The organism is Burkholderia stagnalis, from assembly GCF_902830275.1.
In the GTDB taxonomy this organism is placed as follows: domain Bacteria; phylum Pseudomonadota; class Gammaproteobacteria; order Burkholderiales; family Burkholderiaceae; genus Burkholderia; species Burkholderia stagnalis.
Map to the genome: position 1 here is coordinate 82460 of NZ_CADESW010000017.1, position 25356 is coordinate 107815.

The 25356-nt window shown below is 70.1% G+C and carries 27 protein-coding genes and 1 pseudogene; 17 read left to right on the forward strand and 11 right to left on the reverse strand.

Translation table 11 applies throughout. The features are described from left to right. Positions 1-59 precede the first annotated feature (59 nt). Positions 60-848, forward strand: a complete 789-nt coding sequence (locus HWY45_RS25885) for a substrate-binding domain-containing protein (RefSeq protein WP_059880111.1) — start codon at positions 60-62, stop codon at positions 846-848. 28 nt (positions 849-876) lie between these two features. On the opposite strand, the gene HWY45_RS25890 is transcribed toward HWY45_RS25885, so the two are convergent. After that, the gene (locus tag HWY45_RS25890; RefSeq protein WP_059880116.1) at positions 877-1620 is read right to left on the reverse strand and encodes a hypothetical protein; all 744 of its coding nucleotides are present in this window, start codon (positions 1618-1620) and stop codon (positions 877-879) included. A 288-nt stretch (positions 1621-1908) separates the two neighbouring features. Between HWY45_RS25890 and HWY45_RS37190 the strand changes: the two genes are divergently transcribed. Beyond that, on the forward strand, positions 1909-2037 hold the full coding sequence (locus tag HWY45_RS37190) for a hypothetical protein (protein ID WP_257785962.1): 129 nt from the start codon (positions 1909-1911) through the stop codon (positions 2035-2037). 87 nt (positions 2038-2124) lie between these two features. On the opposite strand, the gene dctA is transcribed toward HWY45_RS37190, so the two are convergent. From dctA to HWY45_RS25905, 3 genes are all read right to left on the reverse strand, one after another. Further along, positions 2125-3405, reverse strand: a complete 1281-nt coding sequence (gene dctA / locus HWY45_RS25895) for a C4-dicarboxylate transporter DctA (RefSeq protein WP_059563063.1) — start codon at positions 3403-3405, stop codon at positions 2125-2127. Then, positions 3402-4334, reverse strand: a complete 933-nt coding sequence (locus HWY45_RS25900) for a LysR family transcriptional regulator (protein ID WP_059880122.1) — start codon at positions 4332-4334, stop codon at positions 3402-3404. The genes dctA and HWY45_RS25900 overlap by 4 nt, the downstream gene beginning before the upstream one ends. A gap of 167 nt (positions 4335-4501) precedes the next feature. Further along, entirely contained in the window at positions 4502-5449 is a 948-nt protein-coding gene (locus HWY45_RS25905; protein ID WP_059880125.1) for an aldo/keto reductase, read from the reverse strand. Positions 5450-5637: 188 nt separating this feature from the next. Between HWY45_RS25905 and HWY45_RS25910 the strand changes: the two are divergent. Then, a pseudogene (locus HWY45_RS25910) lies at positions 5638-6258 on the forward strand (HAD hydrolase-like protein); the annotation flags it as partial. Between the two features lie 223 nt (positions 6259-6481). Then, the gene (locus tag HWY45_RS25915; protein WP_059880128.1) at positions 6482-7078 is read left to right on the forward strand and encodes a DUF4142 domain-containing protein; all 597 of its coding nucleotides are present in this window, start codon (positions 6482-6484) and stop codon (positions 7076-7078) included. A 93-nt stretch (positions 7079-7171) separates the two neighbouring features. On the opposite strand, the gene HWY45_RS25920 is transcribed toward HWY45_RS25915, so the two are convergent. Together HWY45_RS25920 and HWY45_RS25925 are read right to left on the reverse strand one after the other, a co-directional pair. Further along, a complete protein-coding gene (locus tag HWY45_RS25920) occupies positions 7172-7771 on the reverse strand; it encodes a GNAT family N-acetyltransferase (RefSeq protein ID WP_059804438.1) in 600 nt (199 codons plus the stop codon). A 62-nt stretch (positions 7772-7833) separates the two neighbouring features. After that, positions 7834-8754: a LysR family transcriptional regulator gene (locus HWY45_RS25925; RefSeq protein ID WP_059804435.1), complete on the reverse strand. Its 921-nt coding sequence runs from the start codon at positions 8752-8754 to the stop codon at positions 7834-7836. A gap of 103 nt (positions 8755-8857) precedes the next feature. On the opposite strand from HWY45_RS25925, the gene lysA reads away from it, so the two are divergent. Then, entirely contained in the window at positions 8858-10096 is a 1239-nt protein-coding gene (lysA, locus tag HWY45_RS25930; RefSeq protein ID WP_059880208.1) for a diaminopimelate decarboxylase, read from the forward strand. 51 nt (positions 10097-10147) lie between these two features. On the opposite strand, the gene HWY45_RS25935 is transcribed toward lysA, so the two are convergent. Continuing rightward, the gene (locus tag HWY45_RS25935) at positions 10148-10594 is read right to left on the reverse strand and encodes a hypothetical protein (protein ID WP_059880130.1); all 447 of its coding nucleotides are present in this window, start codon (positions 10592-10594) and stop codon (positions 10148-10150) included. A 420-nt stretch (positions 10595-11014) separates the two neighbouring features. Here HWY45_RS25935 and HWY45_RS25940 point away from each other — a divergent pair, with 420 nt between their 5' ends. From HWY45_RS25940 to HWY45_RS25950, 3 genes are read left to right on the forward strand one after another with little or no spacing between them, the layout of a single operon-like run. After that, positions 11015-12121: a hypothetical protein gene (locus HWY45_RS25940; protein WP_059880133.1), complete on the forward strand. Its 1107-nt coding sequence runs from the start codon at positions 11015-11017 to the stop codon at positions 12119-12121. 1 nt (position 12122) lies between these two features. Then, positions 12123-13178: a hypothetical protein gene (locus HWY45_RS25945; protein WP_059804426.1), complete on the forward strand. Its 1056-nt coding sequence runs from the start codon at positions 12123-12125 to the stop codon at positions 13176-13178. A gap of 4 nt (positions 13179-13182) precedes the next feature. Further along, positions 13183-14055 (forward strand): bestrophin-like domain, encoded by an 873-nt coding sequence (locus HWY45_RS25950; RefSeq protein ID WP_059804422.1) that lies wholly within the window; start codon positions 13183-13185, stop codon positions 14053-14055. Here the strand turns inward: HWY45_RS25950 and HWY45_RS25955 are convergent. Continuing rightward, positions 14027-14710 (reverse strand): response regulator transcription factor, encoded by a 684-nt coding sequence (locus HWY45_RS25955; RefSeq protein WP_059563074.1) that lies wholly within the window; start codon positions 14708-14710, stop codon positions 14027-14029. The two genes, HWY45_RS25950 and HWY45_RS25955, sit on opposite strands and share 29 nt — an antisense overlap. Positions 14711-14985: 275 nt before the next feature. Here HWY45_RS25955 and HWY45_RS25960 point away from each other — a divergent pair, with 275 nt between their 5' ends. The 8 genes from HWY45_RS25960 (at position 14986) to HWY45_RS25995 (ending at position 20922) form a co-directional block, all read left to right on the forward strand. Further along, positions 14986-15681: a DUF2589 domain-containing protein gene (locus HWY45_RS25960; RefSeq protein WP_059880136.1), complete on the forward strand. Its 696-nt coding sequence runs from the start codon at positions 14986-14988 to the stop codon at positions 15679-15681. 16 nt (positions 15682-15697) lie between these two features. Continuing rightward, positions 15698-16576, forward strand: coding sequence for a DUF2589 domain-containing protein (locus HWY45_RS36970; protein WP_230942616.1), 879 nt, complete (start codon positions 15698-15700; stop codon positions 16574-16576). Beyond that, positions 16560-17006, forward strand: coding sequence for a lysozyme (locus HWY45_RS25970; RefSeq protein WP_059880142.1), 447 nt, complete (start codon positions 16560-16562; stop codon positions 17004-17006). Before HWY45_RS36970 ends, HWY45_RS25970 begins: the two co-directional genes overlap by 17 nt. 151 nt (positions 17007-17157) lie before the next feature. Then, positions 17158-18288 (forward strand): extracellular catalytic domain type 2 short-chain-length polyhydroxyalkanoate depolymerase, encoded by a 1131-nt coding sequence (locus HWY45_RS25975; RefSeq protein ID WP_059880145.1) that lies wholly within the window; start codon positions 17158-17160, stop codon positions 18286-18288. Between the two features lie 46 nt (positions 18289-18334). Further along, positions 18335-18877 carry a hypothetical protein gene (locus HWY45_RS25980; RefSeq protein ID WP_059804411.1) on the forward strand — a complete coding sequence of 181 codons (543 nt, stop codon included), beginning with the start codon at positions 18335-18337 and terminating at the stop codon, positions 18875-18877. Further along, complete coding sequence (locus tag HWY45_RS25985) at positions 18874-19494, forward strand: hypothetical protein (protein WP_059880148.1); 621 nt, start codon at positions 18874-18876, stop codon at positions 19492-19494. The genes HWY45_RS25980 and HWY45_RS25985 overlap by 4 nt, the downstream gene beginning before the upstream one ends. A 126-nt stretch (positions 19495-19620) precedes the next feature. Further along, positions 19621-20238, forward strand: a complete 618-nt coding sequence (locus tag HWY45_RS25990; RefSeq protein WP_059563082.1) for a hypothetical protein — start codon at positions 19621-19623, stop codon at positions 20236-20238. 66 nt (positions 20239-20304) lie between these two features. Next, entirely contained in the window at positions 20305-20922 is a 618-nt protein-coding gene (locus HWY45_RS25995) for a hypothetical protein (RefSeq protein ID WP_059563083.1), read from the forward strand. Between the two features lie 45 nt (positions 20923-20967). Here the strand turns inward: HWY45_RS25995 and HWY45_RS26000 are convergent, their stop codons facing one another. Beyond that, positions 20968-21855 (reverse strand): DMT family transporter, encoded by an 888-nt coding sequence (locus HWY45_RS26000; RefSeq protein WP_059563084.1) that lies wholly within the window; start codon positions 21853-21855, stop codon positions 20968-20970. Between the two features lie 125 nt (positions 21856-21980). Between HWY45_RS26000 and HWY45_RS26005 the strand changes: the two genes are divergently transcribed. Next, positions 21981-23453, forward strand: coding sequence for an aminotransferase-like domain-containing protein (locus HWY45_RS26005; RefSeq protein WP_059880151.1), 1473 nt, complete (start codon positions 21981-21983; stop codon positions 23451-23453). Here HWY45_RS26005 and HWY45_RS26010 read toward each other — a convergent pair. Next, positions 23450-23809, reverse strand: coding sequence for a glyoxalase superfamily protein (locus tag HWY45_RS26010; protein WP_059804401.1), 360 nt, complete (start codon positions 23807-23809; stop codon positions 23450-23452). The two genes, HWY45_RS26005 and HWY45_RS26010, sit on opposite strands and share 4 nt — an antisense overlap. A gap of 83 nt (positions 23810-23892) precedes the next feature. Beyond that, positions 23893-25326 (reverse strand): nicotinate phosphoribosyltransferase, encoded by a 1434-nt coding sequence (locus tag HWY45_RS26015; RefSeq protein ID WP_059880154.1) that lies wholly within the window; start codon positions 25324-25326, stop codon positions 23893-23895. Between the last annotated feature and the right edge of the window lie 30 nt (positions 25327-25356).

Below are 25356 nucleotides of genomic sequence, written 5' to 3' on the forward strand. Positions count from 1 at the left end.
GTTCCCCGCGGCGCGCACCGCGCGCGCCGCGCCTGCCACTGTTCACGGATTCCCGCACGATGCATGTACGACCGCTCGTTAGCCAAGCGGCACGCTGGCTCGCCGCCGCGACGCTCGCTGCCGCCCTCCCCGCCCACGCAGACGAACTGCGCGTGATGATCTCCGGCGGCTTCACCGCCGCCTACCAGCAGCTCGGCCCCGGCTTCACCGCCGCGACCGGCGACACGCTCGACACGATTCGCGGCCCGTCGATGGGCCAGTCGAAGGAAGCGATTCCGAACCGCCTCGCGCGCGGCGAGAAGGCCGACGCGGTGATCATGGTCGGCTACGCGCTCGACCAGCTGATCCGGGAAGGCAAGGTGATCCCCGCATCGCGCGTCGAGCTCGCCGATTCGCGGATCGGCATGGTCGTGCGCGCGGGCGCGCCGAAACCGGACATCGGCACGGTCGACGGGCTGAAGGACGCGCTGCTGCGCGCGAAGTCGGTCGCTTACTCCGACAGCGCGAGCGGCGTGTACATCGAGAAGGAGATGTTCCGCAAGCTCGGCGTCGAAGCCCAGGTGAAGCCGAAGGCGTCGATGGTGCCGCGAATTCCGGTTGCGTCGGTGGTCGCGAACGGCGACTACGAGATCGGCTTCCAGCAGGTCGCCGAGCTGCTGCCGGTGCCGGGCGTCACGTACGTCGGCAAGGTGCCCGAGTCGGTGCAGTCGGTCACGCGCTTCGCGGGCGGCATCCCGGTCGGCGCGGAGCATCCGGACGACGCGAAGAAACTGCTCGACTATCTCGCGTCGCCGCAGGCGCAGCCGGTCGTGCGGGCCACGGGGCTCGATTCCGTAACGGCGAACTGACGCATCGGCAGCGGCGCGGCTCCCCTCGTCAGTTCGCGCGCCGCTGCTCGGCGGATGCTTGATGCGCATTGCCGCCGGCGATCCGGTTTCGCAACTGGCCGCCGGCGAACGCCGTCGCGATCAGCGACAGATAGCCGATGACGAGATAGTGGCGCCAGCCGTCCAGCGCGGCGCGGTGCGCAACCAGCACCGCGTCGGGCGCCCGAACCGCGCGGTGCGCCGGCGCGATCCCGCGCGCCATCTGCACGAAACCGGCCGCCGACAATATCGGCAACAGCACGACCACGGCCACCAGCGCCCGCTTCGCGCGCCGCAGCGGCGCATGGCGGCGCAGATGGAACCACAGGCCAAGGCAGCCGTGCACCCATCCCGGCGCGAGCAATGCGATCTGCAACCCTTGCGTGCCGCTCGTGAGCAGTGAAACGATCACGCGTTCGTAAGTCGGCTCGAAGCCGAACAGCGTGGTGGCGACGCGCGTGCCCACCACATGACGTATCAGCAGCAGCGGCAGGCTGAGCCCGGCCCACAGGCGAAGCCATTCGGCGCGAGGCAGCGCCCAATGCCGCCGGCTGTAGATGGTGCGGATCGCCAGCGCAAAATGCAGGCCGGCCGCGCCGTACAGCAGCACGGTTCCCGGCGCGCTGCGCCAGAGCGCGATCGCGAGGGTCAGGCCGCGCTCCGCGATGTCGATGGACCAGATGCCGAGCGCGTGGTTGACCAGATGAATCGACACATATAGCCACAGCACGATGCCGGAACCGAGCTGCAGCATTCGCGCGGCCTGTCGGTGCCCGCCATGCTCCGGTTCCTGTGTGCCGGCGCCGCGCCGGGTCGAAGGCACCCCTGCCTGCCTCTGCTCGTCGTCCATCTGCCTCTCCCCGCGTGTGCCACGCATGAACGCCATACCGGCGGGCGGGCCGATTTATTCCGGCGATGCGGTATCTCCCGCGCAGGAATAAGCGGCGCGCGTTCCGGGTATACCGTCGTGTGAGCACGCCGAATGGCGACGAAAGCGCTTCGCTTCCCGCACATCGGGGCCAACGGCAAAAAGGAGACCGCCATGTCCAATGTTCTATCCCGCTGGATCCTGATCGGCTGCGACGCCTACGACGAGTATGTGTTCGTGCCGTGGCTCGATCGATCCGTGTACCAGCGAACGGTGGCATTGCGTCGCGTCTGCCTCGCCTAAGTGAGAGCGCGACGACGCATGCAGGCCGACGGGACCCGCCCGGGTTTTCCGCAGTCATCCTGATGAATCGGCGTGCGCCGGCGCTTCTTAGTCGGAACCGACCGACGCCTGCCGCCGAGGATCGAGCATCGCGCGCAGCCGCGCGCGATCGCAGCCCCGCTGCCAGATCGACACGACGACCACTGCGCACGCGTTGCTGATCACGCTCGTCAGCGCCCGCGCCTCCGACATGAAGCGGTCGATGCCGACCAGCAGCGCGACGCCCGCGACCGGCAGGTCGGGCACCACCGTCAGCGTCGCGATCAACGCGACGAGCCCGCTGCCCGACACGCCGGCCGCGCCCTTCGACGTGATCAGCATCACCGCGAGCAGGGTCGCGACCTGCGCGGCCGACAGCGGCACGTCGCACGCCTGCGCGATGAACGTCGCGGCGAGCGTCAGGTAGATCGCGGTGCCGTCGAGGTTGAACGAATACCCGGCCGGCAGCACGAGCCCGACCACACCCTTGTCGCAGCCGAGCGCCTCGAGCTTGACGAGCAGGCGCGGCAGCACCGGTTCCGTCGACGACGTCGCGAGCACGATCAGCAGCTCCTCGCGCAGGTAGCGCAGCAGCCGCCACAGCGAGAAGCCGTGCAGGCGCGCGAGCGGCGCGAGCACCAGCATCACGAACAGCGCGCACGCCAGATACATCGCGACGATCAGCCGGCCGAGCGAGCCGAGCGAATCGATGCCGAAGCGCCCGACCGCGAACGCGATCGCGCCGAACGCGCCGAGCGGCGCGAGCCGCATCACGAGCGCGAGCACGCGGAACAGCACGCGTGCGATGCCTTCGACGAACGCATGCACGACGCCGTCGCGCCGCTCGGTCGCGGCCAGCGCGAAACCGAACAGCAGCCCGACCAGCAGCACCGGCAGCACGTCGCCGCCGGCGAACGCGCCGACGAGCGTATCGGGAATGATCTGCAGCAGGAACGATGCAACGCCCGTAGCCGGCGCACGCGCCGTGAGCGACGCGAGCGCCGATGCATCGAGCTGCCGGGCCACGACATGCAGGCCGTCGCCGGGCCGCGCGGCATACGCGATCGCGAGCCCCGCCGCGAGCGCGGCCGCGGTCAGCGCGTAGAACAGCGCAAGCGCCTTGACGATCGTGCGGCCGATGCGCGCGCCGTCGCTCGCCGCGTTGATGCCCGTCACGATCGTGCAGAACACGATCGGCGCGACCATCATCCGCACGAGCGCGATGAACGCGTCGCCGAGCGGCTTCAGCGCCACCCCCGCCTGCGGATACGCATGCCCGAGCGCGACGCCGAGCGCCATCGCGATCAGCACCTGCACGTACAGCAGCCTGAGCGGCCGCAGCAGCGTCACGCGCGCACCCCTGCCGCGCGCGTGCGCGGCGCGGCGGGCTTGCGGCACTCGAGCACGTACTGGAGAAATTCCTGCGCTGCCGGCGTCAGCGTGCGGCCGCGCCGCCGCACGATGCCGACGCGCCGCGTGACCACCGGCTCGACGAGCGGCACGCTCGTCAGGATCGGATGCGTCGGCAGCGGCATCGCCATCGACGGCACCGCCGCGACGCCGAGCCCCGCCTCGACGAGGCCGAGCATCGTCGTCACGTGGCGCGTCTCGCACACGCTCGGCGTGTGCGGCGCGACGCCCGCCAGCGCCTGGTCGAGCAGCAGCCGGTTGCCGGACGTCTTGTCGACCGACACGTGCTCGTATTCATACAGCTCGCGCCACGTCACGCGCTTCTTCGCGGCGAGCGGATGGTCGCGCCGGCACGCGGCGACGAAGCGCTCCTGCAGCAACGTCCGGAACTCGACGCCGGGCTCCTGGCTGCCCATGAAGCTCACGCCGAAATCCGCCTCGCCGCTCATCACCGCGTCGAGCACCTCGTTCGCGCTCGCGTCGATCAGCTTGATGCGGATCTTCGGGTAACGCGCGCGGTAGCGCGCGATCACGTTCGGCAGGAAGTAATACGCGACCGACGGCACGCACGCGATCGTCACGTGGCCGAGCCGGCTCGACGACACGTCGCGGATGCCGAGCAGCGCGGCGTCGAGATCGTCGAGCAGCTGCTCGGCGCTCGGCGCGAACGTGCGCCCGACCGTCGTCAGCGTGACGCGGCGCGTCGTGCGCTCGAACAGCCGCACGCCCAGCGCTTCCTCGAGCTTCTCGATGCGCCGGCTCAACGCCGGCTGCGAAATGTTGATGGCGTCCGCCGCCTTGCGGAAGCTGCCGAGCTGCACCACGGCCCGGAAAGCCTGCAAGTCGGTGAGATCGAAGTTGATGCCCACGCGCTGCCCGTATGCTGGTGTGAATGCCGATCGTGCCGATTGCGACGATCGGTGCGGCTATTCTGGGGCCTGTGCGCGGGCGCTGCAATTGCCGGCGGTGGATCACGCGCGTTCGTCGCGATCCGCCGCCGCGAAAACTTACAAACTTATTACAGCGAAGTCATCAGTCAGTACGCGCTGGCCTCGTCGAGGCGCTTCACGTCGTCGGCATCGAGCGCGAGCCGGATCGCCGCGCCGAGGTCGTGCAGCTGCGCGAGCGACGTCGCGCTCGCGATCGGCGCGGTGACGCTCGGGCGCGCGATCTGCCACGCGAGCGCCACGGCCGTCGGCGTCGCGCGGTGCTTGTCGGCGACCGCGTCGAGCGCGTCGAGGATGCGCAGCCCGCGCGCGTCGAGATAGCGCGCGACGCGCTCGCCGCGCGTGCTCTTGCCGAGGTCCGCGTTCGACCGGTACTTGCCGGACAGGAAACCGCTCGCCAGCGAATAGTAAGTGACGACGCCGAGCTTCAGCTCGGTGGCGACCGGCTCGATGTCGCGTTCGTACTCGGCGCGATCGTACAGGTTGTATTCGGGCTGCACGACCTGGTACGCGGGCAGGCCGTCGCGGCGGCTGATCCCGGCCGCCTCGCGCAGGCGCGCGCCGCTGTAGTTCGATGCGCCGACGATGCGCACCTTGCCCGCATCGATCAGCGCCTGGTACGCGCCGAGCGTTTCCTCGAGCGGCGCGCTGTCGGGCAGGTCGCTGTGCGAGAAATACAGGTCGATGTAATCGGTCTGCAGGCGGCGCAGCGATTCGTCGGCCGCCTTCAGGATCGTGTCGCGCGACAGGCCCGCGCGCGCCTCGAGCAGGCCGACCTTGGTCGCGATCACGACGTCGTCGCGCCGCCCGCGGCGCTTCAGCCATTTGCCGATGATGGTTTCCGACTCGCCGCCGCGATTGCCGGGCGCCCATGCCGAATAGACGTCGGCCGTGTCGATGAAGTTGATGCCGTGGTCGGCGAGCGCGTCGAGCAGCGAGAACGAGGTCGCCTCGTCGGCCGTCCAGCCGAACACGTTGCCGCCGAACACGATCGGCGAGACCTGGATGGACGAGGTGCCGAGCGAACGCAAAGACATGGTGAGCCTCCTTGGGAACGTGTCGTGAAACGGCGCGCCGCGCGCCGAGCGGTCATGCTAGTTGACGCGCGGCGCGCACGCCAAGCGATTTGCCGCCATAACGTATTCACGATTCGTGCATAGCGCGGCGCACGCGAGCGGCGCGCCCCGCGCAGCGCTTACAATCGCGCCACACTCGCCCGACGCCCATGACCTACCGACTCATCGCATTCGATTTCGACGGCACGCTGGCCGATTCGCTCGACTGTTTCGTCGCGGCGCTATCGGAAGCGTCGCGCTTGCATGGCTTCCGCCGCGTCGACGACGCACTGCTCGCCGAACTGCGCGGCCTGTCCGCGCGCGACATCATCCGTGCGCTCGAGGTGCCCGCGTGGAAAGTGCCGCGCGTCACGCGCGACATGCGCCGCCTGATGCAGCAGCGCATCGCGCAGGTGACGCTGTTCCCGGGCGTCGCCGACACGTTCGCCGCGCTCGCGGCGCGCGACGTGCGCATTGCGATCGCGACGTCGAACACCGAAGCGGTCGTGCGCGACCGGCTCGGCGCGCAGGCCGGCCGCCACGTCGCGCACTTCGCATGCGGCATCCCGCTGTTCGGCAAGTCGCGCCGCCTGCGCACGCTCGCGCGCGACGCAGGCCTGCGCGCGACGGACATGCTGTACGTCGGCGACGAGATCCGCGACGCGGAAGCTGCGCGCCGCGCGCACGTCGCATTCCAGGGCGTCGCGTGGGGCTACACCGCGCCCGGCACGCTGCAGATGCATTGCGCGACGCCGCTGCTGACCCGGCTCGACGCGCTGCTCGATCTCGTGTGCCGCGCGCGTCCATTCGTCTTACCAACCGTTACAGAAGCGACAGCACGGTTTCACCTGCGGGCAAACCCCTTCCCTAGAATCAATCGGGCCGGTTACCCCTGCGACCGACGCCGCGGCAGAGCGGCGGTCGACACCGGCCCGGGCACGCGCCCGGACTCTCGCACAGCAACGGATCACGCTATCCGTCCCTCAACTCGAGCCCCGATTGAAAGGAGGTCCCATGAACCGTTTTCCTACTGCTTCGCGCCTTGCCCTGTCTGCCGCCGGTCTTCTCCTGGTCGCCGTGACGGCGACCGCACAAACCGCGCAACCGGCCCAACCGTCCCAACCGGCACAGCCGACCCAGGCCGCACCGTCGGCCGCCGCGCCGCGTCTGCATGAAGCCGACCAGAGCTTCATCACGGACGGCACGAAAACCGTGTCGACACAAAAGGACGCGGCAAGAATTGCCGACTCGCGCACGTCGGACAGCCAGGTCAAGGCGTTCGCGCAACGCGTGATCGCCGACAACGAGAAGATCATCCAGGCGATGCGCGCCGCGGGCCCGCGCGGCATCGACGTGCCGCACAACAACCCGGACACCGCCGTGCTCGACAGCATCAAGACGCTGCGCGGCGCGGAGTTCGACAAGGCGTACATCGAGCAGGTCGCGCTCGCGGGCCAGCAGAAGACGCTGTCGGTGTTCCAGGCCGAGATCGCGTCGGGCCGCGACACGAAGCTGAAGGAGGTCGCGCGCCAGGCGCTGCCGATCCTGCAGGCGCACTATGCGGATGCGCAGAAGCTCGCGCAGCGTCATCACCTCGCATCGGCGCAGTAACGCCGTCATCGCGTGCCGCGCGTCGCGCGGCCGTTGTCCCGCTCCCGCCGCCGGCCCTCTCTCCCGGCGGCGGCCTTCCCCTTCGGCGAACCGCTATCGCGCGAGCTTTTCCGCGAGCCTCGCCCGCACCTCGGGCCACTCGTCGTCGATGATGCTGAAGCGCACCGAATTGCGCTTGCGGCCATCCGGCATGATCCGCTCGTGACGCACGATGCCCTCCTGCTTCGCGCCGAGCCGCAGGATCGCCGCGCGCGACGTCTCGTTGAGTTCGTCCGTCGTGAACTGCACGCGCACGCAGCGCAGCGTATCGAACGCATACGCGAGCAGCAGAAGCTTCGCGTCGGTGTTCACGCGCGAACGCTGCACCGATGCGCTCAACCACGTATGGCCGATTTCGAGCTTGCGGTTCGTCAGGTCGATCTTCCAGAAGCGCGTGCTGCCGACGATGCGCCCCGTTGCACGCTCGACGATCGCGAACGGCATCACGGTGCCGGCCGCGCGGCCCTGCAACGCGGTTGCGAGATACGCGTCGATCGTCGCGGGGCCCGGCACGACCGTGACCTTCAGGTTCCACAGCTCGCCGTCGGCGGCGGCCGCCAGCAGCGCGGGCGCATGCGATGCCTGCAGCGGCCGCAGTTCGACGTGGTCGCCGACGAGCGTCGGCTGTTCGGGCAGGACGGGCGAAGCGGTCATGATGGCGGCGGGCGGCAGCGGAACGAAGCCTCCATCATACGGCCCGCAATCCGCCCCGCGCGTCAGCCGAGATGCGCGGCGAGCCGGCGGCGGATCGCCTTCGCCTCGCCGCGCAGCGCGCCGGCAAACGCGTCGACCAGCAGGTTCTTCGGCCGGTGCTCAGGCACGATGATGCTGACCCGGTACGGGAACGAGCGTGTGAGCGGCCGGATATGCAAGTCGCGCCCGACGAAATCGAGCGCGGTCAGCGGATTGACGATCGCCGCGCCGAGTCCCTGCCGCACGAACGCGCACACCGACACCGCCGACGGCGTCTCGACGACCGAGCGCGGCGCGACGCCAAGCTGCGCGAACGCCTCGTCGATCAGGATCCGGTACGGGTCGTTCAGCGACAGGCTGACGAACGGGCGGTCGGCGAGATCCTCGAGATCGAGCGCGGCCTTCGCGAGCAGCGGATGGCCGTCCGGCAGCACGCACACCTCGTCGGCCTCGAGCAGCGGCGTGAGCACGGTGCCGGCCGGTGCGACGTCGTGCTCGGTCAGGCCGAGGTCGTAGCGCTGCGCGGTCAGCCATTCCTCGAGCACCGGCGATTCCTGCGTCGCGACCGACACGCTGACGCCCGCATGCGCCGCATGGAAGCGCCGGCACGCGCCGGGCAGGATCGCGTGCGAGAACGCCGGCAGCGCGATCACCGACAACTGCCCGTCGCGGAATTCGCGCAGCCGCGCGGCGGTCGCCGCGACACGCTCCAGCCCCACATACGCGAGCCGCACGTCGTCGAACAGCGTCAGCGCGGCCATCGTCGGCCGCAGCCGGCCGTGCGCACGCTCGAACAGCGCGAAGCCGACGACCTGCTCCATCCGCGCCAGCTCGCGGCTGATCGTCGGCTGCGACGTGTAGAGCATCTCGGCCGCGCGGGTCGCGCTGCCGGTGACCATCAGCGCGCGGAAGACCTCGATGTGGCGATGCGTGAGCGCAGCCATATATATCAGGAATGAATTGAATGTCGATAAACCGGCATTTTACTGGATGGCCGTTTGCGCGCATCATCCGCACTATCCGTTCATTCGATTCGACCCGCTCACCATGTCTCTCGATTCCCGCCAGCTCGCGACGCTCGCGCAGCAACACGGCACCCCGCTGTGGGTGTACGACGCCGACGTCATTCGCAACCGCATCGCGCAGTTGCGCCAGTTCGACGTGATCCGCTACGCGCAGAAGGCGTGCTCGAACGTCCATATCCTGAAGCTGATGCGCGACGAGGGCGTGCTCGTCGATGCCGTGTCGCTCGGCGAGATCGAGCGCAGCCTCGCGGCCGGGTTCCGGCCGGACGGCGACCCGGAAGGCGTCGTGTTCACCGCGGACCTCGTCGACCGGCCGACGCTCGCGGCCGTGCTCAAGCATGGCGTGACCGTCAACGCGGGCTCGCTCGACATGCTCGCGCGGGTGGGCGAAGCAGCGCCCGGCCACCGCGTGTGGCTGCGCATCAACCCCGGCTTCGGCCACGGGCACAGCAACAAGACCAACACCGGCGGCCCGCAGAGCAAGCACGGCATCTGGATCGACGACGTGCCGCAGGCGATCGAGATCGTGCGGCGCCACGGGCTCCGGCTGGTCGGCATCCACATGCATATCGGCTCGGGGGTCGACTACGGCCACCTGTCGCAGGTGTGCGACGCGATGGTCGACCTCGTCACGTCGCTCGGCCACGACATCGAGGCGATCTCGGCGGGCGGCGGCCTGTCGATCCCGTACCGCGACGGCGAGCCGCGCGTCGACGTCGATCACTACTTCAGCCAGTGGGACGCCGCGCGCAAGCGGATCGAGCAGCATCTCGGCCATGCGGTGCGCATCGAGATCGAACCGGGCCGCTTCCTCGTCGCCGAATCGGGCACGCTCGTCGCCGAGGTGCAGGCGATCAACCGCCGGCCGAAACACGACTTCGTGCTGATCGACGCGGGCTTCAACGACCTGATGCGCCCGGCGATGTACGGCAGCTATCACGGCGTCAGCGTGCACACGCCCGACGGCGCGACGCCCGACGGCCGGCCGCTCGCGCACGTCGCGATCGCGGGCCCGCTGTGCGAATCCGGCGACGTGTTCACGCAGGACGCGGGCGGCGTGGTCACGCACCGCCACCTGCCGCAGCCGCAGATCGGCGACCTGCTGTTCGTGCACGACGCGGGCGCGTACGGTTCGTCGATGTCCTCGAACTACAACAGCCGGCCGCTCGCGCCGGAGGTGCTCGTCGATCGCGGCACGCCGCGCCTGATCCGCCGCCGGCAAACGGTCGCCGAGCTGCTCGCGCTGGAATTGCAGGCGTAAGGCCGTCGCATACGGGGTGCGACGCGGCACGACGCCGCGCCGTACCGCCCGTTAGCCGAACGCGCGCCGCTCGGCTTCCGGCCGGCTCAGCGTTTCGCTCAGCTTCACCGTCAGGTGCGAATACGCGCGCGGGTTGAACTTGATCCGCACCGGCGGCCGCTCGTTCGCGTGGCTGAGCCAGTCGTAGTCCTCGCACAGGTCCGACGTGATCCGGCTCCCCTGCCGCGCGGCCGGCACCGCGCGCGCGGCCAGCGTGTCGAGATCGCTGTCGCACCATACCTCCCAGATGTCGACGCCTTCCTGCGGCTGTACGGCCGTCGCCGCGCCGTAGCCGTCGCGATACAGCGCCTGCGGTTTCGCCAGGTCGGCGATCACGTAGAAGCCGTAGCCGAGTTCGCCGCCCGCCGCCGGATCCCAGCCGGCCGTCGTCTGCCGCAGCCCCGCCGACAACGACGCGCGATGCCCCGATCGCGTCGCGTGATAGCCGATCAGTCTCATCGATCGCACTCCTCTCCGTTCGGTTCGTTTCGTTCGACGCGCTTGCCGCGCGCAACTGCCTTCCACGATAGCGGCGCATCCGGCGCCGCGCGATAGGGCATCCGTCCCGCCGCGCACCGGGCCGAACGGCCCGTGAACGTGGCGCGCCATCGTGCTCCATCGTGCGTCGCCCCCGCTGCGACATCCCGTTCACGCCCCCCGTCACGGGCGTTTCGTCACGCCCGGTTCCATGACGACTGCCGCATTGTCCGCGCGATGCGCGCCACGCAAAGTGGCGCCACGGATTCGCGCGCACCGCGCGCCCCGGATGTCCGCGCGCCACCCGTCGCGCCGGCTGGCGCGCCCCGCATCGGCGGCCGCGCCGCATCCGGAATCCGCCCTTTCCGCGCGATGCGCGCCCCCATCGAAGGAACCGTCGTCATGAAACAGTTCGTCCGCGTCATCTCCGTGCGCTACGACTGCGCGGCCAAGCCCGCGCGTCATCCGCACGAACCGCTCGAGACCTACGTCACGCGCTTGCAGAACCATCTGCTCGAGCATCTGCACGAAGCCGTTTCGCTCGCGCTGTACGCCGTCCAGGCCGAACACGACGAGGCGGACGCGCGCCGCCTGCCCGTCACGTTCGTCACCGCGCCGGAGTTCTACTGGAACGTGCCGTGGCACGCGCTGCGCGACCTGCGCGACGTCCATGAACTCCCCGCACTGCAGATCGGCCCCGTGTGCGACGCGATCGCGGAAGTCGCCGAGCAATTCCCGGCCTGGCACTTCGGGCACATCGTGTTCCTGCCCGGCACCGCGGCGATGCTGTTCGAGGTGCCGCGCCCGCCCGGCACGGCGCAGGCCGCGCAGCACGGCGCGCTGTTCGAATCGCTGAACTACGTATACGCCACGACCAACTTCCTGCCGCCGTTCGACGCGGGCGACGACGCGGGGCTGCGGCGCGCGGCCGTATGGCCGAAGCACCACACGTCGCGCATCGACTACGGCCTGCAGACGAGCGAGCGCGCGGACGCCGGTTCGCGGACCTTCCAGCTCGCGGACGGCAGCCCCGTCGAGGTGCTGCAGGAAAGCGCCGTCGCGCCGCACGGCACGACCGCCCCGCATGCGCCCGGCGCCGGCCGCTACGGCGCGCGCATGGCCGAAGGGTTCGACAACCGCCACGACGGCGTGCCGCCGTTCGGCATCGACATCTGCCGCGACTACCTGCTGTGGCGCAACGCGCCGTCGCCGCGCGACGCGAAAGCGCCGCATCTCGCCGAGCCCCGCTACGTGATCGACTTCGTGCCGTCGTACGGCGTGAACATCACCGACGCCGCGTTCCCCGTGCCGCCTTCGCTGCAATACATCGTGCACAACGACGGGCGCGCCGCCCGGCAGGTCGTGGTGTTCGAGGTCGATCGCACGCGGCCGAGGTGGAACCGCGTCGCGCCGGCGCGCTGCATGCGGCATCTGGGCGCGGCGGCCGGCGAGCAGGTCGCGATCCACGAATTCACGGTCGACGTGCCGGGCCAGGGCGGAGCGCAATGAAATGGACACGACACGCTTCACGCGCTGGCGCGACAACCGGCATCGCGCGACGCCGGCGCCGGCCCCCGCGCCGCGCGCGGCGGACGGGCTCGCAACTCAGCTCTGCGAAGAATGCGAAGCCATGGCCCGCTACGCGCTGCATCACGGGCTGCCCGTCGAGCCGGACACCGTCGCGCAACTCGCGGCGCTGACGGCCGGCAGCGGTGCGCCGGCCGCCACGCCGCTCATGCCGGCCCAGCAGCACCTGCTCGCGACGCTCCACCGCAAGCTGGCCGCGCTCGTCGCGCCGGCCACGCCGCAGGCGGTCACGCTGCTCGACCTGCACCGCCGCAGCGCGCATCCGCTCGCGTGGCTCGGCCCGGTGCCGCTGGTCCGGCTGCTGACCGTGTCGGCCATCGGCTTCCTGCTCGCCGTGATCGCGACGAGCCTGTCGCCGCACGTGTCGAGCGAGAACATCGATCGCGGCTTCCTGCAATCCGACGGCGCGCAGCTGCTGTGGAACACGCTGTTCCTGCTGTGCTGCGCGGGGCTCGGCGCATCGTTCGCGACGCTGTTCCAGGCGCACCGCTACATCGCCGCGTCGACGTACGACCCGAAATACGACGCGTCGTACGGCGCGCGGCTGATTCTCGGCGTGATCGCCGGGCTGATCCTCGTCGAGATGCTGCCGGCCCAGCTGTTCGCGCAAGGCAGCATGCACAGCTTCGGCCGCCCGGCGCTCGCGATGCTCGGCGGCTTCTCGGCGACGGCCGTGCACCGCGTGCTGCAGCGTCTCGTCGACACGCTCGAGACCCTCGTGCAAGGCGATCGCTCGGGCGACGTCGACGCGACGCTCGCCGCGACCCGCGCGCGCACCGCCAGCGAGCGCGTGCAGTGGCAGGGCGAGCTCGCGGCCAGCCTGCTCGACCTGCAGCAATCGCTCGATACGTCCGCCTCCGCCGACGCGATCCGCGCCCGCCTCACCCAGTTCACGCGCGCGATGCTCGCGGCCGACCCGTCGCTCGCGCGGCACGGCGCCCCGCTTCCCCCCTCTCCCCCCAACGACCACCAGGAGTAACGCCATGCTGTTCCTGTACAACATCCCCGCCGCCGCGATGGGCGCACTGATCGTGGCCGCGACGCTCGCGGCCGCGCTGCTCGGCTATGCCGTGTTCCGGCGCATCATGCCCGGCCGCCTCGACGCCGAGCAGCGCGGCATGATCATCGCGATGATGTCGGCCGTCACGACCATCAACTCGCTGCTCGTCGCGTTCTCGGCGGTATCCGTCTGGACGTCGTACCAGGCCGCGGCCGATACCGTCGCGTCCGAAGCCGCTTGCGCGACCGAGCTGGCGCACGACCTCGCGGCGTTCCGCGGCGCCGGCACCGGCGCCGATGCCGCGCGCCAGGCGCTCGCCACCTATCTCGCACGCGTTGCCGACGACGAGTGGCCCCAGATGCAGCAGCACGCCCGCGCCGCGCCGAGCGCGGAAGCCGCGTTCGACCGGATGTTCGCGGCAATCAACCACGTCGCGCCCGCGGACGAGCGCGAACGCGTGCTGCTGTCGGAAGTGATGGCGCGCGCCAACGAGATGGTCAAGTACCGGCAAAGCCGCCTGCAAAGCCTCGATTCCGCGATGCCGACGACGCTGTGGGCCGTGATGCTGCTGTCGAGCAGCCTGTCGCTGGTGTTGCTGTATGCGCTGCCCGGCACGCGCTTCAACATCGGGCTCGTGTCGATCTGGGCCGTGACGCTCGGGCTCGCGTTCTTCTTCGTGATGGCGGTCGACCGCCCGTTCGCCGGCGAAGTGAGCGTGAGCGCCGAACCGATCCGGCACGCGCTCGTTGCGCTGCGGGCCGAGCTGGCCGCCCCGGGGAACGCGCCGTCCGCTGCCGCGTCCGCCGCGCCGGGCCCCGCCCCGCGCGTCACCCCGGCGGATTGCAGGCGGACGTGAAGGTGCAGCCGGACGGCTCGGCCGGCACATGGCGCGCCAGCCATAACGCGGCCTCCGTCCGGTTGCTCACGCCGATCTGCCGGAACAGCGCATACAGGTGATTCTTGATCGTCCCCTCCGCGACGTTCAGCACGCGGCAGATCTGCTTGTTCGACTTGCCTTCCGCCAGCAGCCGCAGCACGTCGCGCTGGCGCGGCGTCAGCCGCTCGAACGCGCGGTCGTCGCCGGCCGGCAGGCCGAACGGTCGTGCGGGCCCCGCCCCGCCGTCGCCCGCCGGCACGTAAATTGCGCCGGACGCGATCCGGTCGAGCGCATCCGCGAAGTCGTCCGCGCTCGCATGGCGGTCGATGATGCCCGCCGCGCCGGCCAGCAGCGCGTCGGCGATCGAGCGCCGGCACACCCCGGCGACCACGCACAGCCACGGCGTCGCGCCGAACGCCTCGTGCAGCACGTTCGGCCAGCTCGTCGACGCGGCATGGTCGTCGCACTCGATCGTGATGGCGCCGACCGTGTCCGGCAGCAGCGCGTCGCGCAGCCGATGAACGTCCTCCGGGCGCTGGGCAGCCCACACATGCCAGCTCATGTCGCGTTTATACAATACGCCAGCCACGCCTGCCACGAATAACGGCGGGCTATCGATCATCAAGACGTTCATTTCGGCGGTTTCCTCGATAGCGGAATGCTCGGATTAGGTTTTTTTTCTCCACTTCCGCTGGCTTTTTTACCGCTGTTTCTTTCGCCGCGCACTAGGCTCGTCGATCCGGGAAGAATGTCCTAATACCGCCCCGTTCAGCCATTTCTTCCGGCCCCAAGCAGCCGGCCCAGGCCGCCGGACGTGACCGACGTCATCTTCCATGATTCCCTTCGATTCCCTAACTTGAATAACGGCAGCGAATTTCCGCTGCCATCAACAGGCGGAGGAGTTTATTCATGGACGCTAATTTCATTGGTTCGGTGATTAACGCTTTACCGATGGATCAAATGATCGCCGGCCCATTAAACGCGATGATCAACGCGCAAACGCAGGCCGCGAAGAGTTATACGGATTTTCTGATGCAGGTCTGCATCCAGGGCGGCAAGGCGGTGGCCGTGCAGTTCGACTACGACGAAACGCTGGTGGACGAGAGCGGCGTCTCGAAGGGGGTCGTGCAGAAGACCATGCGGATCCCGCTGCTCGCCGCGGTCGTCCACCCGATCATCGCGATCGAGGAAGGCACGATCGACTTCGAGATGGAGATCACGCAGTCGGAAAAGGCGTCGTCGTCGACCGAGGGCAGCGGGGAGTTCAAGGCCAAGATCGGCTGGGGGCCCGTCAGCGTCAGCCTGTCCGGCCGCGTGTCGCACAAGTCGGAGCAGACGCGCAGCACCGACACGCGCGCGAAGTATTCGATCCACACGCAGATCAAGCGCCAGCAGCCGCCCGAAGCGCTGATGCGCGTGATCGACTTCCTGACCGACGCGGCGACCAAGCCGGCCGTCACCGCGGACAAGGCGAAGGAAGTGAAGCCGCTGCCCGCGACGCCGACCGACGGCACGCTGGTCGGCGAGACGTCGGGCAGCGGCGCGGGCGCGGGCGCCGCCGGCGCGGCGGGCGGCACGCCTGCGCAAGCCGGCACGCACCCGTAAGCGCCCGGGGCCGGCCATGATCAGGCTATTCAAACGGCGACGCGGCCCGGCCGCGCCCGACGACCCGCCGGCCGCCGCCGGCACGCCGCACGGGAGCACCGGTGCGCCGGGGGATGCGGGCGGGCCGGCGGAGCGACCGGTTCAGCCCGCGCCGCCCGCGCCACCGCATACCAGCGCCGCGCCGGGCGAGCCGGCGGGCGGGACGGCCGATGCGTCGGCCCCGCCGCCCGCGCCGAGCGCCGCCGATGCATCACCGGGCGGTCCGGCCGGCGCCGCGCCCGGCCCCGCCGCCGCGCCGCCGTCCGATGCGCCGCCCCCCGCGCCCCCTGCCGGCACGCCGCCCGGCGCGCCGGCGGACGCCGACCGCCCGCCGCCGCGCGGTATCGCGCTCGACGAGATCGCACGCGGCATGCAGCACGCCGCGGCGGCCGCGAACCAGCTGCTCGCGCACCAGTACACGGCGATGCTCGACCAGTTCTTCGACGAGCGCGACGACGGCCTGCTCGCGCCGCGCGAAGTGCAGGTCGCGCTCGACGCCGAACACACGATGCCGGTGCCGCTCGTCGCGCTCGCGACGCCGCGCGGCCTCGCGCTCGAGCGGATGGTCGTGCACCTGACGGTGCGCGGCGATTTCACCGAGGCGCTGCCGGCCGGCGGCCTCGCCGGCGACGACCAGCGCGGGCGCTTCTACGTGACGCTCGCGCCGCGCTCGTCGAGAAAGGACGCGCAAGGCAACCCGGGGCAGCGCGACACCGAGCACATCGATATCGAAATGCAGTTCGCGGCGCTCGCGCCGCCCGAAGCGATCATGCGCGTGATCGACGAATACACGCACCGCCTGGTGCCGCGCGCACGGCACGGCAACGAGGAGCACCACGATGGCGAACCAGCCTGAACGCACCGGCACGCAAGGCATCGAGCTGATCAAGCATTTCGAGGGCCTGCGGCTCGCCCGGTATCTCGATGCGGTCGGCAAGCCGACGATCGGCTACGGCCACCTGATCCTGCCGCACGAGCAGTTCACCCGCCCGCTCACGCAGGCCGAAGCCGACGCGCTGCTGAGACACGACCTGCGCGGCGCCGAGCTGAACCTGCGCAAGCTCGTGCGCGTGCCGATCACCCAGCAGCAGTTCGACGCGCTGATGTCGTTCGTCTTCAATCTCGGCGCGGGCCGGCTGCGATCGTCGACGCTGCTGCGTTACCTGAACGCCGGCGCGAGCGCCCGCGCGGCCGACCAGTTCCTGGTGTGGAACAAGGCCGGCGGCCGGCCGCTGGCGGGCCTCACGAAGCGGCGCCAGGCCGAGCGCGCGCTGTTTCTTTCGTGAGCGCCGCGCGCGGCGCAGGACGAACGTCACGGGCCGCCGACCCTGCCGTTCGCGCCATTCACCGCGCCGCGCGCCGCGCCTAAGCTGAAGCCGTCGCCTCACTCAAGGGCAACACGCGCCACCCCGACGAATCTCACGACAGGAGTCCAACATGAATGTCTTTCCGCCGTTCGATCACGCGAAGCCGCGCCGTTTCACCGTGCCGCGCGCGGCCCGCGCGTCACTTGCCGCAGTTGCAGCCGCAGTTGCAGCCGCGCTTGCCGTCGCCGCGGCCGCCACGCCGCAACCCGCGCTCGCCGCCGGCGCCGCGCCGCTGCCCGCGTATGCGGCCGACCTGCAGCGCACGTCGGTGTCGGGCCTGTCGTCCGGCGGCTTCATGGCCGCGCAGTTCGACGTCGCGTATTCGAGCCGGCTGATCGGCGCGGGCATCATCGCCGGCGGCCCGTTCTACTGTGCGGGCGCGAGCGAGCTGATCGCGCCGGCCGTCGCCGCGACCACGCTGTGCATGCAGCCGGTCGGCCCGGCGCCGTCCGCCGCCGACGCGCTGCGCGCCGCGCGCACGTTCGCGCAGCGCGACGAGATCGACGATCCGGCGAACCTGCGCCGCCAGCGCGTCTACGTGTTCAGCGGCGCGAAGGATACGGTCGTGTCGACGCGCGTCGTCGACCAGACCGCACGCTTCTACGAACTCGCGCAGGTGCCGCCCGCGAACCTCAAGTACCGGCGCCATCCGGACGCCGGCCACGCGTTCGTCACGGATCGCCCCGGCGACGCCGCGTGCAGCGCGAACGCGAGCCCGTACATCGACAACTGCGGCTTCGAGCAGGCGCACGACATCGTGCGCTGGATCTACGCGACGCCCGACCGGCCGCTCAACCCGCCCGCCGCGCAGGCCGGCGGCACGCTGCTCGCGTTCGACCAGCGCGCGTTCGATCCGCAGCAGCGCGCGTCGCTCGGCGATACGGGCTACGTGTACGTGCCCGCCGAATGCGAGCGCGCGTCGTGCGCGGTGCATGTCGTATTCCACGGCTGCGTGCAGAACGTCGCGACGGTCGGCGAACGGATGATCCGCGGCGTCGGCTACAACGAGATCGCCGACACGAACCGGCTGATCGTGCTCTATCCGCAGGTCGCGAAGTCGGGCGTGAACCCGCTCGGCTGCTGGGATTTCTGGGGCTATACGAACGCCGAGCCGACGCAGCCCGGCTTCTATCGCCGCGACGCGCCGCAGATGGCCGCCGTGATGCAGATGGTGCAGCGCCTCGGCGCGCCGCGCCAATGAGCGGCGCGCCGCCGCTTCGACGACTCTCACACGACAAGGACACGCCATGCTCTCCACCCTCATCGCCCAATGGGAAAGCGCGAACCTCAACGCGCTCCAGCTTTACGGCAAGGTCGTCGCGCAGACGACCGGCGCCGGCGGCACGCCGCACGGCCCCGCGTGGCGCGCATTCGCGCACACCGCGCTGCTGACCGGGCACCGCTATCTCGACGCGTGCCAGGCCGCCGCCGACACGCTGTGGCGCGACCAGATCGCGCAGCTCGGGCTGCGCGGCTCGGCTGCGGCCGTCAAGGAACTCGCCGCGCTGAACGCCGATCTCGCGACGCGCTTCACGCAGAGCCATCTGCAGCACGCGGGCGCGCTGGCCGACGCCGCCGCGCAGTGCCTCGACGATCTGGGCCGCACGCGCGGCCCCGGCGACGCCGCGATGGCGTTCGGCCGCTTCGCGGGCGACCTGCACGCGCAGGCCCGCGCACACGCGCTGCACGTGTCGTCGCTGGCAACGGGCGTCGCGCCGGCGCTCGCGCAATGGGCCGACCGCAACCTGCGCGACGACGCCGGCGGCGACGCGACGGAGCAGCCGTCATGAACATCCGGCTGCGGTTCGTGAACCGCTCGAACGATTGCGGCAACAGCGAGGTGGTGCTGTTCCAGCGCGACGTGGTGCCCGATCTCGACGCCTTTGCGATCGCGTGGAAGGTCATCCGTTTCTGCGGCCGCGACTGCTTTCATCCGTTCGCCTACTCGACCGACATCGACATCGCGCTCGGCGACGAGCACGGCAACTTCTCGCCGCGCGTCGCCGCGCCGCCGGGCGCGCGCTTCATGATCGACGCGCTGCCGAACGGGCGCGGCCGGCTCGAGCCGGACCCGGCCGGCAGCGAAGGCGGCGACATCGAGGTCGTGAACCGGCTCGCGCGCGGCGCGGTGAACGTCAACGCGTTCAGCGAAGGCCGGCTGCTCGCCGCGAAGCACGCGGTCGCGCCGGGGCAGAAGGCGGTGTTCCGGTTCACGCCGACGCTGTGGATCGGCGTCGCGTCGCAGGTGCAGGAAGGCCATGCGCTGAACGCCGCGGTGCTGTCGAGCGCCAGCACGCTGCTGCCGCTCGCGGGCCTCGCCGCCGCGGACATCGTGATGACGGGCGGCGGCACCGGCGCCGACGCGCAGCCGTTCGGCTTCGCGCTCGAGCAGGTCGTGCGGCTGTAGCGCCCGAAACGGCTTCATGTTCGATTTTTCCGGTTCGACGGGCTGGCGCCAGCGCCAGGCCCGTGGACCGGCAGGCAGGTGCGCGGCAAACCGATTGCCGCTTTCTTCAACTCAAGGAGCAACGACGTGGATATCCAGCTGAACCTGATCAACCGTTCCAACGATGCCAACAACTCGAGCATCGTGATCTTCCAGAAGAACGTCGCGACCGATTTCGACGAACTCGCGATCGCATGGAAGGTGATCCGCAACTGCGGACAAGGCGACAACCATCCGTTCAAGTTCCCGATGACGATGAGCGTGAGCGCGAGCGACAGCTACGGCAACTATATGCCGCAGCAGAACGCGACCAACGGCCAGGTGTTCCAGGTCGTGCGCTCCAGCTCGGGCGACGTGCTGCAGCTCGGCGGCGACCCGGGCGCGAGCAGCGAGGTGCAGGTGCGCAACGACCTGCCGGCCGGCGCCGTGAATGCGACGATCTACAAGGACGGCAGCGCGCTTGCGCGCAAGACGTCGATCGCGCCGGGCCAGAAGGCCGTGTTCCAGTTCAAGCCGACGCTGTGGATCGGCGTCGCGTCGCAGATCGAACAGGGTGCGCTGCTGAACTCGGCGGTGATCTCCGACATCAACGCGGAACTGTCGCTGCTCGGCATCGCGAGCGCCGACATCGTGATGACGGGCGGCGGCCCGGGCCCGCGCTCGCTGCCGTTCACGTTCCGCCTCGAAAACGTCGTGATGGCGTAACGCCCGATGCGTGCCGGCGGGCTTCGCCCGCCGCCCTTCAATCAGTCCTACGAAACAAGGCGAATCATGGACATCAAGCTCAACTTCATCAACCTGTCGAACGACGTCAACAACAGCCAGGTGGTGATCTTCCAGAAAAACGTATCGACCGATTTCGACGAGCTGTCGATCGCGTGGAAGGTCATCACCAACTGCGGTCGCGGCGACAACCATCCGTTCGTGTTCCCGCTGAAGACGACCGTCTCCGCGAGCGACGCCGACGGCAACTACATGCCGCAGAAGCGCGCCGACAACGGCCAGTTGTTCAGCGTGTCGCGCACGACGTCCGGCAACGTGCTCGCGCTGTCCGGCGCGGCGTCGACGTCGCGCGAGATCCAGCTGCGCAACGACCTGCGCCAGGGCGCGATCACCGCGTCGGTGTTCAAGGACAGCCGCCTGCTCGCGCGCAAGACCGGCATCGTGCCGGGCCAGAAGGCCGTGTTCGAGTTCAAGCCGACGCTGTGGATCGGCACCGCGTCGCAGATCGAACAGGGCGCGGTGATGAACTCGGCGGTGATCTCCGACATCAACACCGAGCTGTCCCTGCTCGGCATCGCGAGCGCCGACATCGTGATGACGGGCGGCGGCGGCGGCACGAGCGCGACGCCGTACCAGTTCAAGCTTGCGAACATCGTGATGGGCTGACGGTGCGGCTCGGGCGGCGGTGCCGTGCGCCGTCGCCCGACTGCGTCACCCCGCCCTGCGCACGGGCACCCCTCGCGAGAAATACTTCGCGCCCGCCACGCACCCGACGACGATCGCCGTCACCGCGATCATCGACGCCGGCACCGGCTCGTGCAGCAGCCCGGCGGCCAGCACGAGCCCGAAGAACGGCTGCAGCAGCTGCAGCTGGCCGACGCCCGCGATGCCGCCGAGCGCGAGCCCGCGATACCAGAACACGAAGCCGATCAGCATGCTGAACAGCGACACGTACGCGAGCCCCCACAGCGCGCCGGCGTCGATGCCGTCGAACGTCGCGGGCCGCGTGACCCACGCGAGCGGCAGCATCACCGGCAGCGACAGCACGAGCGCCCACGAGATCACCTGCCAGCCGCCGAGCTGCCGCGACAGGCGCGCGCCTTCCGCATAGCCGAGCCCGCACGCGACGATCGACGCGAACATCAGCGCATCGCCGACCGGCGACGCCTCGCCGCCGTTGCGCAGCGCGAACGCCGCCACCGCGGCGCTGCCGACCAGCGAGAAGATCCAGAACGGCAGCCGCGGCCGCTCGCCGCCGCGCCACACGCCGAACAGCGCGGTCGCGAGCGGCAGCAGCCCGACGAACACGATCGCATGGGCCGACGTCACGTGCCGCAGCGCAAGCGCCGTCAACAGCGGAAAACCGACCACGACGCCGAGCGCGACGATCGCCAGCGATACGGTTTCGCCGCGCGTCGGCCGCGGCTGCTTCAACGCGACGAGCAGCAGCAGGCCGAGCGCGCCGGCGATCGACGCGCGCGCGAAGGTCAGGAACATCGGGTCGAGCCCCTGCACGGCGACGCGCGTCGCCGGCAGCGAGCCGCTGAAGATGATCACGCCCAGCATGCCGCTGAGCCAGCCGTCGGTGGACTTTTGCACGGGAATTCCTGATCGAGGATGAATCCCCGATGATCCGCCGCGCGGAAAAAGCGCGTAAGCTACAGCACAATACAATTGCACCAAACTGTACTGGACAAATTTCCGTACAGTTTACGAACCGCGCCATGACCCGCCTCGCCCAGGAACCCGCTTCGCCTCCCCCGCCGCGCACGCGCGTGGAAACCGTGATGGACACGCTGCGCGCGCGGATCGCGAGCCGCGCGCTGATGCCCGGCGCGCGCGTGCCGTCGATCCGGATGATGGCCGATGCGCTGCACGTGTCGAAATCGACCGTCGTCGACGCATACGAGCGGCTCGCCGGCGAAGGCGTGCTCGTCGCGCGGCGCGGCTCGGGCTTCTACGTATCGGGCCACGCGCCGCCGCTCGCGCTCGCCGATCTCGCGCCGCGCCTCGACCGCGAGCTCGACCCGCTGTGGCTCACGCGCCAGTCGCTCGAATCCGGCGCGGCCGCGGCGAAACCCGGCTGCGGCTGGCTGCCGCCGTCGTGGCTGCCCGACGACAGCCTGCGGCGCGCGCTGCGCGCGGCATCGCGCGACGAAGCGGATGCGCTCACCGACTACTCGACGCCGCTCGGCCTGCCCGCGCTGCGCCAGCAGCTCGCGTGGCGGCTCGCGCAGCACGGCATTCATGCGGAGCCCGCGCAGATCGTGCTGACCGACAGCGGCACGCATGCGCTCGATCTCGTGTGCCGCATGCTGCTCGAACCGGGCGACACGGTGATGCTCGACGATCCGTGCTACTTCAACTTCCAGGCGCTGCTGCGCGCGCACCGCGCGCGCATCGTCAGCGTGCCGTACACGCCGGCCGGCCCCGATCTTGCACGCTTCGAGCAGACGCTGGCCGAGCACCGGCCGCGCCTGTACATCACCAACGCGGCGCTGCACAACCCGACCGGCGCGACGCTCACGCCGCCCGTCGCGCACCGGCTGCTGACGCTGGCCGCCGAGCACGGGCTGCTGATCGTCGAGGACGACATCTTCGCGGATTTCGAGCGCGTGCCCGCGCCGCGTCTCGCAGCGTTCGACGGGCTGTCGCGCGTGGTGTCGATCGGCAGCTTCTCGAAGACGCTGTCGGCCGCGATACGCTGCGGCTACATCGCCGCGCGCGCGGAATGGATCGAGCCGATCGTCGACCTGAAGCTCGCGACGTCGTTCGGCAACGCGCCGCTCGGGGCGAACGTCGTGCACCGGCTGCTCGTCGACGGCACCTACCGGCGGCATCTGGACAGCCTGCGCACGCGGCTCGCCGATGCGATGGGCGAGACGGTCCGGCGGCTCACGCGCACCGGGCTCGGCATCTGGACCGAGCCGCGCGGCGGCCTGTTCGTCTGGGCGGAACTGCCCGACGGGCTCGACGCCGCGCGCGTCGCGCGCCACGCGCTCGCCGACGGCGTCGTGTTCGCACCGGGCAACGTGTTCAGCGCATCGCACGGCGCGACGTCGTTCCTGCGTTTCAACGTCTCGCGCTGCAAGGGGCCGGCGGTGTTCGACGCGCTGACGCGGGCGATGGATGCGGCGCGGCGCGACGAACGCGCGGGGGCGGCGCTGGAAGCGAACGAACGCGCGCCAGCGCGCTAGGACATCTCGCAGAAACGCAGCCGGTTGCCGAACGGATCGGTGATCTGCATCTGCCGGCCCCAGTCGAGCGCGTCGACGCCGGGCCGCGCGTACGCATAGTTCTTCTCGATCAGCTCGTGATGCAGCACATCGATGTCCTCGACCGGGATGAAGGTCACCGCGCCGGGCGTGCTGTCGCCGTGATGCTCGCTCAGGTGCAGCACCACCGCATCGCGCCTGACCTGCGCATAGAGCGGCAGCCCCGGTTCGAAGCGATGCTCCCAGTCGAGCGTGAAGCCGAGATAGTCGAGATAGAAGCAGTACGCCTTCTCGATCGAGAAAATGCGCAGGATGGGAATGGCGTTGATCAGCGGCATCGTTCGGGGCCTCGCGGTGGGATGGGCCGCGGCCGGGTCGGCGGCCGCGGCGCGCGTGCCATCATACCGCGCCGCGCTTCACGTCACGCTTCGTGCGCGTGCGCGCGCGCCCGCACGTCCGCGAGCGACACGTCCACCAGCAGGCGCCCGGTATCGAACACCGTCTCGAGCGCCTCCTCCCAGTCGCCCTCGATCGCGCGATCGTCCCACGCGAGCGGCAGCGTCGCGGTGCGCCATTCACCGGTGCGGCGGTTGCGCAGCAGCGTCAGGCGGCCCTTCTTCGAGCGCTTGCCCGCATCGGTGACGGGATCCTTGCAGACGTCGTGCCACACGCCGCCGCGCCGGATCGCCGAGCACTTCATCGCGAAACGCTGCGTGTCGCGGTTCACCTGCTGCAGCAGCGCGCCGCCCATCCCGAACACGACGTTGCCGGCCGCATAGCCCGCATCGTCGAGCGCGGACAGGATCGCCGCGATCGACGTGGCGTCCACGCCGTCGCCCTGGATCACGCGCACATGATTCAGCACGCGCCGGCCCTTGCCGTTGAGCGTCGCGCCGAACGACGCGTCGAGCGCACGCACCGTCTGCAGCACGATCGTCACCGGGTCGCCGGAGTCCGGGCGCACGACGAGCGTCGCGCCCGAGTCGATCACCGCCTGCTTCAGCTCGCCGCCCCATATTTCGAGCGCGGCGAACAGATCGTAGGAGTCCGACACGACCGATACGATCGCGCCCGGCAGCCCGAAGCGGCGCAGCATGTTGCGATACGCGTCGGCCTCGCCTTCGCGGCCCCACGACGTGATCGTGCTGTGCTCGGCCGCCGGCACCGAATACGCGGCCATCGGCTCCCGGTAGAAGCGGTTGGCGGCGAGCACGCCGAGCACCGTATCCGATCCCATGAAGCTCACGAGGTGTGCGGCGCCGCCGATCGCCGCCGATTCCGCGCTCGACACGCCGCGCGCGCCGAAGTCGTGCAGCTTGAACGGCAGCTGCGTCATGTCGTCGTCGGTCTTCTCGAGGAAGCCGCGAATCGTCTGCCGCAGGTGCCAGCTCTGCGTCGCGACCGTCACCGGATACCACACGCGCAGCAGCATCGTCTCGAGGTACGACGCGAGCCAGAACACCTGCGGGTCGTCGCATTCGACGGTCATCAGCACGTTGTGTGTCGGCACCACCGCGCCTTCCGGCACCGCGCGGATCTTCACCGGCAGGTAGCCGTCGTAGCGCTCGACGATATGGCGCCACCCCGCTTCGTTGAACGGCTCGCCGTGCACCGCGAAGAAATCGCGCGCGTCGTCGATCATCGCGTGCGTGACCGGCTTGCAGAGGTACTCCTTCAGCAGCATCTGCAGGCCGAAGAACAGCGTGCGGTCGTAGCGGCCGCCGCGCGATTCGACGTACGAGAACATCGCAGTCGCGTCGGCCGGATATTGCAGGAAATGGGACGCCTTGTACGAATCCGTGTTGAGGATCGGGTTGGCGAGAACCGCGGCAAAGCCGCCGAGATCGTTTTGCATGGCTAGAGCTCCTCTAGGCCGTTGGGAAAC